Raw genomic sequence first — 12,301 nt, 5'->3', positions numbered from 1 at the left:
AATCTCATCCGTTTTACCTATATAAATTAACGTGTAATGACCGAAAACGAAGAGCTATTGTTCCAGAAATTCCTTAACAGGACATTAAGCGAGGAAGAATGGAAGACTTTGTTGGACTATTTGGAAAATCCAGAGAACAAGGAGGTATTCAATTCCTATATCAAAACGGACTTTTTACTGTACATGTCCTATCAAAAAGAAGGTGAGCCTTTATCGTATGATGCTTTAATGAGGTCAATAAATGATAAGGAACAGCAAAAGTTACCGATAACCTGGCCAAAAAAATACTGGTGGGCCATGGCCGCATCCTTGATTTTGCTGGTCGGGCTGGCATTGGGGACGTACCGTACGGCAGACACCGTTAACATAGCGATTCCAGAAGTAGTACGGACCTCCGTGGAGCAGGGAACGGATGGTGCGGTTTTAACTCTAGAGAACGGAAAACAGGTAGCTTTGCAAAAGGGCAATTCTTACAAGAACGCCTATGTGACCAGTGCCAGTAATGGTGAAGAACTGGTCTATTCGAAGAGTTCTAGCGTGCATGGTGATGTATACAATACCATATCGGTTGCCCGTGGTAAGCAATTTGTGCTGACCCTTTCCGATAGTACACGGGTTTGGTTGAACTCAGATTCCAAGTTGAAGTATCCTGTAAGCTTCGGTGCTGGGAATACCAGAACGGTAGAACTGATGTACGGGGAAGCCTATTTTGATGTTTCCCCTTCAACCGAACATCGGGGTAGTGCCTTTGAAGTGCGGCAAGCCCATCAAAATGTGACTGTTTTGGGTACAGAATTTAATATAAAGGCCTATAAGGATGAAAAACAAGTACTTACAACGCTCGTGGAAGGAAAGGTGGCGATTGCCACAAGAGAGGGTAAGCCTATAGTTCTGGCCCCTAATGATCAGGCCGTTAATGATGTCGAATTGGGCCATACGGTTGTAAGGCAAGTTGATGCGCAGGCGGAAACGGCCTGGCGCCGCGGGCTTTTTATGTTCAGGAACTTAAATCTGGGGGAGATTGCGCTTACCTTGTCCCGTTGGTACGATATTGATATAGAAATTACCGATAACTCCATGCAAACCGTTGAGTTCAAGGGTGCCTTGAGTAAGGACCAACCTCTGGAGGTAATTTTAGAACTGATTAAGAACACTAAATTCATCAACGATTATGAAATAGAAGGAGATAAAGTGGTCATCTGGTAAACAAGTATTATGGATCCACTATAAAAAAGAAGAGGGACGGTATTACCAACATCTCACCGACGATAATCCTTCCCTCAGTACAATTAACTAACGAGTATTAATTAAATGCAACCAAATTTATGAAAAACCAATTAAAGGAGTGCGCCCTTTTTCCATATGGAAAAAGGTTATTGCTACTGTGTATGAAAGCCTATTTACTCTTTTTCTGTACCGTGGTCATGGGTATGAACGGTACTAGTGTATTGTCCCAAGAAACTATCCTAGTAGATAAGGACCAAAAATTGACCATAGACCAAGTGTTCGATATGATTATGGAACAGACGGACTATAACTTTATCTACCAAGTGGACCTTTTTAAGGGGAAGCCCAAAGTAGTGTTGAAAAAAGGAAAGATCAAGGTAGACACGCTTTTGGAGCAAAGTTTGATGAGCGCTTCCGTAGTTATGGAGGTAAGGGACTCTAAAACGATCGTAATCAAACCAAAGACATCTCACGTAAACATACTGCAAGACCTGCTCATAAAAGGTAAGGTCATGGATGAGCAAGGGTTTCCGTTGGCCGGAGCCAATATTTTGGAAAAGGGAACTGTCAATGGAACACAGACTGATTTTGATGGTAATTTTGAGATAAATGTCTCCGATGCGAATGGGACGCTGGTGGTTTCCTATCTTGGTTTTACTACCCAAGAGATTGCCATTAATGAAAATACGGCCATAGAAGTAAAATTGTTGGAGAATGCCGCAGGTTTGGATGAGGTCGTGGTAGTTGGATATGGTACCCAGAAGAAAGTGAATCTAACCGGCGCGGTAACCGCTGTGAAAGCCGAGGAATTAAATCAAATACCTACCAATAATTTATCCAATACCTTGGCAGGACGTGCTCCAGGGGTTAACATTACCAATACTTCGGGCATGTCAGGTGCATCTTCTAGCATTAGGATGCGGGGAAGTTTTGGCGAACCGTTATTTGTCATCGATGGTATCGTAAGGGACAAAGAAGCATTTGATGCCCTAAACGCTAACGAAGTGGATCAGTTGTCGTTCCTAAAAGATGCAGCAACAGCTTCTATATACGGTTCAAGAGCAGGAAATGGCGTGGTATTGGTGACCACTAAAAGGGGAAGCGAACAGGAAAAACCTGTTTTCAGTTTTCAGACCACTTACGCATCGTCAATGCCTACCCAAGAACTTCTCTCTGATAAGACCACGGCAACAGATGAACTAATTTACCAAAACCGGGTAGCCGAATTCTTGGGTACGGATCCGCCAAACGGTAAAACGGAGTTTGATTATTTTAAGAATAGGAGCTATAATGTGAATGATATGATTTGGCGAAACCCGTCAAGCCAAGATTATACCATGAGCGTTAATGGAGGAAGCAAGTCATTGACATATTATACCCTTGCCAGTTATCGAGAAGAAGAAGGCTCATTTAAAGGGTTGGATTATGCCAAGTACAACCTTAGGTCTAATATGTCGGCCAAGCTATCCAACAGCATTACCTTGGATTTAAATCTAGCGGCCAGTCAACAAAATCACGATAGGTTCTATTGGCCTTTTTCAGAAGATGATGATTATGACGTTGCCGATCTCTATAGAGTGACCTTCAACTGGCCAAAAACATATCCGTTCTATTTGGAAGCGGACGGAACACCCGCTAATTACATTACCGACTACCCGGTACAGACCCCTATGGGAAGTTGGTTGGCATGGAGCGTAATTGATCAAATCGTTGGCGATCGATATATTAAAACCCGTAGAAGGCAACTTAGCTCGATTGTTTCATTGAACATTGATTTGGATAAAATGGTGCCCGGTCTGTCCACCAAGTTTGCGGGCAGTTATTTGGCCAAGGACTATGTGCGCAAATATTATATGACACATCAACAAAATTACATTTTTACCCAAGCCGACCCCGATGGTAATAGGTTCATTCCTGCACCCCCTGACCCTAACAAGATCAGTACGTTCACTTTTAGCCAAAACCAGGAATTTTTAAGTTATGATATCAATACCGAATGGCAATACCAAGTAGATTGGTTCTTAAACTACAAACGTACGTTCGGTAGTCATGGAGTGGATGCAATGGTGGTGTTTGAACAAGCGGAAAACGGTCTTTATGGTGCCTATTCCAAGGCAGAAGATCCCGTTACCCATTACGATCAAGACTTTGTATATTCAACCGATTCCGAAAGAAGATATGGGTCTGGATATGAAGAGATTGGCGCAAGGCAATCGTTGATAGGACGGTTAAATTACAATTTTAATGATCGTTATATCGCAGAGTTCTCCTTTAGGTACGATGGGAATACGCTCTTTCCTAAAAATGGCCGTTGGGGCTTCTTCCCTTCCATATCGGGAGCTTGGAGAATAGGACAAGAAGCTTTTATGAAAGAGGCAACTTGGTTAGATGAACTTAAACTTAGGGCGTCGTATGGTACAACAGGAAATGATCTAGACATCAATAACGATAAAATATCACCGTTCTCCTTTAGGAACACTTATGGTAATGGCGGAAGCTATATTCTTGGGAACGACCTCTATCGCGGTATCAGTCCAGGGGCAACACCAAATCCTGATTTGACCTGGGCCACTATGACCAGTTATAATGTTGGCTTAGATTTCGCCCTTATACACCATAAACTTGAAGGATCGCTCGATGCCTTTTATAAAAAAGAAACAGATATCTTAGGTTCTAGATTGGTAACCCTTCCAGATAACTATGGGCAGTCACTGGCTCCTGAAAATTATGCGGAAAGGTCTTGGCGCGGAGGTGAAGTATCCCTAAAATGGCGAGATTTTGCAGATGATGGCAAATTCAATTATACCATCTATGCGAATATGGGATATGCCAAGGATCAATGGGATGAAATTGATCAGGATCCTATTTTTGAAGAAGGTGGACTTAGGGAGTCAGAATCAGTGATCGGCCAGCCCCTAAATAGGATATTTGGACTTAGGTCTTTGGGAATGGTCAGGACTCAAGAGCAATTAGATGATCTTCTGGCACAAGGGCTTACGCAGTTTGGAAGGGACCCTTACTTGGGCGGTCTTTATTTTGAGGACATACGCGGTGATGGTTATTCTCCTGGACCTGATGGTAAAATAGACAGTAATGATTTTCAATTGCTCTCTACAAAAGGATCTCCAAGAATCAACTATGGTTTCGGATTTAATCTGAGCTATGGTAATTTTACGTTGGACACACACTTTCAAGGTGTAAGTGCCTACGACCGTGTAATTAGCAACCAAGAAGGAGGCGGAATGCGACAATATGGTGGCAGTGTGCGCCCATATTACCCTATTTGGGCCGGCGATGTTTGGACACCTCAAAACCCAGATGCTAAATATCCACGTGTAGTTGGCAGCAGTTGGTATGAGTCCGGTACGGGATCTACCTCTTTTTGGATTTATAACGGTGCCTATCTAAGATTAAAGAACCTGAATCTAGGATATAATTTGCCTAAGGATGTATTGAACACTGTTGGCATTTCCGGCGCACGGATCTTTTTTAATACAACCAACCTTTTCTCCATATCGGAGGTCAATGAATTTCATGACCCAGAACAAGCCAATTACGATTCTTATCCCGTAATGAAGACTTTTTCGCTAGGAATGAATTTTAAATTTTAATCGATAGAAACATGAAAAAAATAATATACATATTTGGACTTTTTGTTTTTTTTACAAGCTGCTCCGATGTCCTTGATATCGAGGATATAAACCATTATAGTCCTGAATCTGTCTGGAATGATGAAAACCTGGCTAATGCGTATATGATCAATTTATATCCGATGTTCGGTAATTGGAACGCCGGCAGTGATAGATTAAGTCAGCAACTTGCCGGTATAGAATGGTATCCTAACCGGGTCACCATTTCCAATGAGAATTTTAAGAATTGGGATTATTCCCGAATTCGACTCATCAACCAAGCTATTGTAGATGTGGAAAGTGGAACACTTCCTCAGGAAATCAAAGATAAGATTACCGGTGAAGCACTCTTTATGCGTGCCTATACTTATTTTGACATGGTCATGTACCATGGTGGCGTACCTTATATTAAAGTTCCACAAGATAGGTATGAAGACGATCTTTATGTACCCAGGAATTCTACCCAAGAATGTTTCTCCTTTATTGAGGAAGATTTGGATAGGGCCATTGAATTGCTACCCGAAAGTATTGGAACGGGGTCAGATGAATATGGAAGGGTAGATGCCGATTTTGCATTAGCCTTTAAGGCCAAAGTCTTGTTGTATAAAGCTTCTCCACAATTCAATCCTTCCCAGCCATGGGACAACGCATATTGGACTGAAGCCAACGCTGTAAACCAAAAAGCGTATGAGACCCTTATGGAACACGGATATGGATTGGTAGACGATTATGCTAACATTGCCCTAGAAGAAAGGAACAATGAAGTAGTCTTTTCAGTTATCAATAGTTACCCTAATAAAACCGCCTCTTGGGATAGCGGTGTACGCCCTGGATCGGAAAGTAGGGGTGCGGCCAACGCTTGTCCAACATGGGAATTCGTAAAGCAATTTCCAATGAAGGACGGACGTCTATATAACGACCCAACAGGGGCCTATACGATGACGGACGAGGAATTTCTTCAAAATTATTGGGAAAACCGAGATCCGAGATTTAACAAATCTATCGTATGGAATGGTAAAACGTATGAGGTCTCAGGGAAGTCGGGGAAAAGACAATACACGGCACTGGGTATCGCCAATGAATTGGATGACTTTGGAATCAATCCTAACGCTAACACAAATTCTACCAATTTAGACCGTTACACAGGATTCTTTATACAAAAAAACAGTCTTCTGAACCTAACACAGGCAGAAGTAGAGCAATACGATGTTGACTACGTACTTATGCGTTTTGCAGAGGTAATGCTTAACTATGCCGAAACGGCCAATGAAACAGGTAATTCTGCCGTTGCTCTGAACATTTTAAGACAGATCAGGGAAAGAGCAGGAATAGAGGCTGGTATCGATGGTAATTTTGGAATTTCTGCCAGTACCAGAGTAGAGATTAGAGAAGCCATATTGGCGGAGCGAAATATTGAATTTTGTTTTGAAGGACATCGCTTTTGGGACTTGAGGAGGTTGAGAATGTTAGACCGGCTTGATGGTACAACAAAACACGGTGTGGAGGCTATTGCCCTTAATCCTGATGGTAGCGAGATGGCTATAAGCACGGCCCGGAATTTGGCGGACGACTATGAACTGGTTGAAGCGGATTTTAAATATTCAACTTTGCAAGTGCCCCTTTCAGGAGTAAAACAGAGCTCGCTTCCGGATACTTATTATTTTTTCCCTATTCAAGCTGATGTACTAAATAGAAATCCACAATTGGAACAGAATGAAGGATGGGGAGGGTCTTTTGATCCTACATTAAATTAAGCTTGGACTTTTATTTGAATTAGAAGGAAGGCTATGGACCTCTATATGCTTCAAAACATATATCCATAGCCTTTATATAAAGTTCGTCGCTCAATTTACAGGCAAAATAGATAGAGACAGGGTAGTTTGTTATTCCTTTCCCGGAATTTTAAGGGGTACTTACTAGTTAATCAAAGTAAAATATTCCCTTAAAGTAACCAACCATTGCATGGACCACATGTATAGAATGACATAGTTCAAGTGATGGTAATTCCTATAAAAATGAGCTTATACCGAAATAGATTATCAAACCACATAAATTTTTAACAACCATATAATACAATTAAACAAATGAATTTTAATACAGTACGTCAAGAGTTGGTTCTGGCACTGTCAATAATGTTTTTATTGGGCTCGTGCAAAGATATATCCAGCAAAAAAGATGAAACAACAACGGCAGAGACCGAAGAAAAAGTATCGGAATGGACCTACCTTTTTGATGGTGCCAGCTTGGAGGGGTGGCGCGGATATAATATGGATTCCCTCCCCCCTGGATGGACGATTAAGGACAGCATCCTCACCTTTGATACAAAATTGGGTCTGGAGCAGAATTATAAAGGTGGAAAGGATATTATTTATGGAGCCGAAGAATTCGACAATTTTGAACTCTATCTAGAATGGAAAATTCCCGAAGGGGCAAACAGTGGCATTTTTTATCATGTAAAGGAAGGTTATGACGGTCCACCTGAGACCGCTCCCGAATATCAAATCATCGATGACATGAACTACGCAGACATTCACGACTTAAAGGGCTATAATTCACAATTTGGTTCCGAACACCCTGAACAGCTCCAAGATTGGCAGAAAACGGGGGCCGATTATGCCATGCATGTTGCGGATGAATCACAAAAGCAATTAAATCCCGTAGGTGAATGGAACTCTTCTAAAATTGTATTCACTCCAGAGAAAGTGGAGCACTGGCTCAATGGAAAAAAATTATTGGAGTTCGTTCCTTGGTCCGAAGAATGGTACGCCAAAAAAGCCTCAGGAAAATGGGACAACGCCCCCGATTACGGAAAATATAAAACGGGGTATATTGCTTTGCAAGACCATGCAAGTCCTATTTGGTTCAGGAATATAAAAATTAAAAAATTATAAACTCCAGACCATGAACAAAAGAGAATTTATCAAAAAGAGTAGTGCCGGGACCCTTGGTCTTATGTTAGTTCCCTCCATTTTAAAGACAGGTTTGTTTAAAGATAGGCTTAGAACAGCGCACATTGGTGTTGGCAATATGGGCATGGCAGATTTAGAGGCCATATCATCGCATGGTGCCGTTGAAGTGGTCGCACTCTGTGATGTGGATGCCATCAACCTATCTGCGGCCCATAAATTGCATCCTGGTGCACGTATTTTTTTTGATTACCGTGCCATGTTAGATGAAATGGGAGACGAAATAGATGCCGTTATCGTTTCCACTCCAGACCATACACACGCCCCGGCCTCATTAATGGCGATGAACATGAACAAACCTGTATATTGTCAAAAGCCATTGACCCACTATGTTTCTGAATCACGGGAAATGAAAAAGGTCGCTGCTGAAAAAGGCTTGGTCACACAAATGGGTATTCAGGTGCACTCGTTTTATGATTATAAATTGGCCACACTTTTAATCCAATCCGGCATTATTGGCAAAGTACATACTGTGCATGCGTGGTCTCCCAAGAACTGGGGATACGATGGACCGTTGCCCCAAGGCGAAGACCCTGTACCGGACCAATTGGATTGGAATCTTTGGTTGGGAACCTCTAAAGAAAGACCTTATAAAAATGGCATGTACCATCCTGGAAATTGGAGAAAATTGATGGATTACGGCTGCGGTACCTTGGGCGATATGGGAGTCCATATTTTTGATACCCCTTACAATGCATTAGAACTAGATGTGCCCAGAACCATCATGACAAAATGCCGAACTACTAACGGATTTGGTTTTCCAGAAAAAAATACGGTGACTTATGAATTTCCGGGCACTCAATACACGGGCAAATCCCTTAAATGGATTTGGTACGATGGCCCTGGCGCCCCAGAAATGAACGAAGACCTCTTGTTGCCAGGTATGGAAATACAAAAAGATAAAGAATATGCGGACAAAAGTGAGGAAAATAGCATTTCCTTGGACGCAGGAGTAGCAGGTGAAAACGAATTACCGGAACAAGGAGCTATGTTCGTTGGCACCAAAGGACGTTTGCTGCTGCCTCACTTTATGCAATTGCCTAAGAAAATTCGAAATGGTAAATATGTGGACATTTCTGATGAAATTGCCAAAGTTTCCGAGGAGCATCATTTGGGAGAGCCTATCCGAAACTATGCCTCCGAGGGACCTAAGCATTACCATCAATTTGTAGATGCATGTTTAGGCAAGGATACCACGAGTGCTCCTTTCGATTATGGGGCCAGATTGACCGAAACTATTCTGTTGGGTACCATTGCTGGTCGTTTTCCAGGCGAAACTTTGCATTGGAATGCAGAAACGGCCCAATTTGAAGAGGAGAAAGCCAACCAATATTTGGCAGGCGATTATCGTAATTTTTAATAAGATAGTTGCGGGCGTCCAAATGTTGGTTAAGTAAGGTTTGCATCCAAATGCAAAAAATGAATAGCAGTATGTTTCAAGTTATGTAGCCTTTTTTCAGAATGGGTCACAAATATCCATGTGCACATTCTTGATAGAGAATAATGACCGATATATGTGGGATGTGAATAATTTGACGAACAGGAAATTTCAATAAATAACGGGGAGGAGGTTCTAATGAAGAATCCTTCAAAATTGACGAAAGGATAGCTATTTGAAATATTTAACAAGATTGTGAAAAAACCTAAAGATTCACGTGATGTTGTTGAGGTATCAGATATAGACTATGCTGTGCTTACTAAGAATGCCCTTTTTAAAGAGGATAACACTTTAGCCTTTAAATTGCCCATATTGATACAAGTTGTACACGATTAAGGAGATTTGCAATACCCAAGGCAGGTTTATAAATAGTTCGCCGGATCCATGCTGTACTTTGGCCTCCAATACCTCGGGGAGATTTATTCACATAGAACAGGAAAGGACAAAATTGCATAAATATTCTTCTGGATGGACTAAAATGAGCAATACCTTAGAAAGCATTTTTTGAAGTCTGAATATTTATATAGCTATTGAAGATTGGTTTCGTCTTAATTTATTTTGAGTTTTTAGGCCCTAGTGAGTTGGTACGTATTTAGCTTAAAATTTTCAGGATAAAACGTGATGTAGTCAATATTAGTAGGAAATCGTTGAGGTTCGTAAAAAATGAGAGGATTCTGCATAGAAACGTGTTACTATGAAAAGGGAATATATATAATAATCTCAAATTTCTGATGGGGAAGGTTTTCTAAATTTTAAAAGTAATAAAACGCATGCGTCAATTGTTCAGGCCGTGAATTGAAACATAAAGCAAAGCGTGTCTGGAATGATAGTCGAATCATAAGATGATAAAGCAATAAATTAAGAAGGGTCAAGCAGTTTTCAAAAGACCTGGTCCAATTTATTTGTGGTGTTGCGTAAAAATAAATCTTTATGAATTCAGATTAGAAGTTTAATTTATCGTCTAATGCCTTTATAACAACTGTATCTGATTGTGTTGCTTGACATGTAATGATTGGTGATACTTAAATCGACAAAGTAATGACACTACTTCTACCACGTAAGAAAAGTTGAAACCCTCCGCGGTTCACTAGCAATGAAAACCACCTCTAATCTAGATGCATTTTTTACGACTCTTTTTAAGAGAAAGTTGACGTATAGTCTTTAAGCTAATCCTAAAAAAGGAGTTCTCCCCTTAAAAACAACCAGGTGAAGTCCATTCATTGGAGATTTTAGAAAAAGTAATTTCAGTAAACAATAGCAATGAATATTACTAAAATCATAAAATATGTATGTTCAAATAAAGGAAAATGGAATTAACATTTTTTTAAATCGTTTAGTTCGGAACTTACCGAACTAAACGATTAGTTTTGCAGTTCAAATTTTTGAAATGAGTATTTGTTCCCAAGAGAAAAAAAATTTAGTGGAGGTACTGGGTATCTTTTTTCAAGACCGTCATAAACTTCCACCATTAGCAGCGAGAATTTATGCCATTTTGGTGCTGTCTTCTGACGATGGGTATTCTTTTGACGATTTCATTGAAATTACCCAAGCAAGTAAGAGTTCTATTTCTACAAACCTCAATTTGTTGATTTCACTAAAGTTCATTGAATTCTTTACCAAAACGGGAAACAGGAAGCGGTATTTCAGAAGTTCGGGTAGCTACATCAAAAATATGCTGAACGAACATTTTGAAGCCATATCCAAAGAGTTAGAAATGGTACAAAAAATCAATGATTTCAATAGGAACAATAACCATCAAATCTCTGAAAGGCGAATTGCCATTGGTAAAACGTTCCAAACCTATTTGGAGACCGAAAAGAAAACTTTAGAAAAGACATTGAACGAAATAAAGACATTAAAAAGAGACTAATTAAATTAAACCATCCTTTCAAAATGAACAAATTGAAATTTATCATATTACTATCTCCGATTATCCTCTTTATTTCTTGTGGGGAAGGGAGTAAAAATCAGGGTCCAATGCGAAATGGACCTAGGCCTTTTCAGGTCACGACCGTTCCTACACAAGATATAACTTCCTTTACAAGTTACCCAGCAAGTATAGAGGGTATCGTAAATAGCGAAGTACGCGCCAAAATTTCCGGTTACATTACAGAAGTTCTGGTAGATGAAGGACAAAAAGTTAGAAAAGGGGAGACCTTGTTCAAATTGGAAACACAATCCCTTTCCCAAGACGCTGCTGCAGCAAACGCAAATGTGAATGCCGCACAAGTGGAGGTAAATAAACTAAAGCCGTTGGTGGAGAAGGATATCATAAGCAATGTACAATTGGAAACCGCGAAAGCGAAACTGCAGCAAGCACAAAGCAGCTATAATTCCATCAATGCAAACATTAATTATGGAGCAATAAAAAGTCCTGTAGATGGTTATGTGGGTTCGGTTCGGTACAGAAGGGGTGCTTTGGTAAGCCCTACAAACCAACAACCCTTAACTACGGTTGCCGATATCAGCCAAGTATTTGCTTATTTTTCAATGAACGAAAAAGATTATCTTGATTTTATCCAGGATACGGAGGGTGAAGATATTTCCGATAAAATTAAGAACCTACCCAAGGTTAAACTTATCTTGGCCAACGGCCGTACTTATAGCGAGGAAGGAACTATAGAGACCATTAACTCACAAGTTGACGAAGCTACGGGAGCTATAACGTTCAGGGCAAAGTTTGAGAATCCTGCAAGAATTCTTACGAACGGGAACAGCGGTAAAATAGAGATACCAAAAAAGTACGAGGATATCGTTGTTGTTCCGAAGGAAAGTACATTCCAGAGACAAGGAAGTATATACGTCTACAAAGTTAATGCCGACAGTACCGCAGTAGCCACCACGTTGAAAATCACCAATGAAGTAGGTAATCTTTATTTAGTATCGGATGGCATAAAAAAAGGAGACCAGATCGTGGCAGTAGGGGTTAATAAGTTAAGTGGCGACACTAAAATTATTCCGAAACCTGTTCCCTTTGACAGTATCGCCAAACCAATTCAAAAATTATTCAGATAGTCGCTGAGTCCTTAAAAAAAACTATA

The 12,301-nt window shown here is 40.5% G+C and carries 7 protein-coding genes; all 7 read left to right on the top strand.

What is annotated here, in order from left to right; genetic code table 11:
- Positions 1–36 precede the first annotated feature (36 nt).
- The 7 genes from ACNR9Q_RS16950 (at position 37) to ACNR9Q_RS16920 (ending at position 12,275) form a co-directional block, all read left to right on the top strand.
- Positions 37–1,206, top strand: coding sequence for a FecR family protein (locus ACNR9Q_RS16950; protein WP_419212407.1), 1,170 nt, complete (start codon positions 37–39; stop codon positions 1,204–1,206).
- Between the two features lie 119 nt (positions 1,207–1,325).
- The gene (locus ACNR9Q_RS16945) at positions 1,326–4,838 is read left to right on the top strand and encodes a SusC/RagA family TonB-linked outer membrane protein (protein WP_419212406.1); all 3,513 of its coding nucleotides are present in this window, start codon (positions 1,326–1,328) and stop codon (positions 4,836–4,838) included.
- An 11-nt stretch (positions 4,839–4,849) separates the two neighbouring features.
- The gene (locus tag ACNR9Q_RS16940) at positions 4,850–6,610 is read left to right on the top strand and encodes a RagB/SusD family nutrient uptake outer membrane protein (protein ID WP_419212405.1); all 1,761 of its coding nucleotides are present in this window, start codon (positions 4,850–4,852) and stop codon (positions 6,608–6,610) included.
- 330 nt (positions 6,611–6,940) lie between these two features.
- Positions 6,941–7,747 (top strand): 3-keto-disaccharide hydrolase, encoded by an 807-nt coding sequence (locus tag ACNR9Q_RS16935; RefSeq protein ID WP_419212404.1) that lies wholly within the window; start codon positions 6,941–6,943, stop codon positions 7,745–7,747.
- Between the two features lie 10 nt (positions 7,748–7,757).
- Positions 7,758–9,182, top strand: coding sequence for a Gfo/Idh/MocA family protein (locus ACNR9Q_RS16930; RefSeq protein WP_419212403.1), 1,425 nt, complete (start codon positions 7,758–7,760; stop codon positions 9,180–9,182).
- A 1,465-nt stretch (positions 9,183–10,647) separates the two neighbouring features.
- Positions 10,648–11,130, top strand: a complete 483-nt coding sequence (locus tag ACNR9Q_RS16925; protein ID WP_419212402.1) for a GbsR/MarR family transcriptional regulator — start codon at positions 10,648–10,650, stop codon at positions 11,128–11,130.
- Positions 11,131–11,153: 23 nt separating this feature from the next.
- Entirely contained in the window at positions 11,154–12,275 is a 1,122-nt protein-coding gene (locus tag ACNR9Q_RS16920) for an efflux RND transporter periplasmic adaptor subunit (RefSeq protein ID WP_419212401.1), read from the top strand.
- The last annotated feature ends 26 nt before the right edge of the window (positions 12,276–12,301 follow it).

Origin of the sequence: Maribacter sp. X9 (assembly GCF_048537565.1) — a bacterium.
In the GTDB taxonomy this organism is placed as follows: Bacteria; Bacteroidota; Bacteroidia; order Flavobacteriales; family Flavobacteriaceae; genus Maribacter.
The sequence above is the reverse complement of the archived record's forward strand: the minus strand, read 5'-3'. Positions and strand labels throughout refer to the sequence as shown.

Coding starts and splice junctions, on each gene's coding strand:
- ACNR9Q_RS16950 (WP_419212407.1), top strand. CDS start 37: ATGACCGAAAACGAAGAGCTATTGTTCCAGAAATTCCTTAACAGGACA.
- ACNR9Q_RS16945 (WP_419212406.1), top strand. CDS start 1,326: ATGAAAAACCAATTAAAGGAGTGCGCCCTTTTTCCATATGGAAAAAGG.
- ACNR9Q_RS16940 (WP_419212405.1), top strand. CDS start 4,850: ATGAAAAAAATAATATACATATTTGGACTTTTTGTTTTTTTTACAAGC.
- ACNR9Q_RS16935 (WP_419212404.1), top strand. CDS start 6,941: ATGAATTTTAATACAGTACGTCAAGAGTTGGTTCTGGCACTGTCAATA.
- ACNR9Q_RS16930 (WP_419212403.1), top strand. CDS start 7,758: ATGAACAAAAGAGAATTTATCAAAAAGAGTAGTGCCGGGACCCTTGGT.
- ACNR9Q_RS16925 (WP_419212402.1), top strand. CDS start 10,648: ATGAGTATTTGTTCCCAAGAGAAAAAAAATTTAGTGGAGGTACTGGGT.
- ACNR9Q_RS16920 (WP_419212401.1), top strand. CDS start 11,154: ATGAACAAATTGAAATTTATCATATTACTATCTCCGATTATCCTCTTT.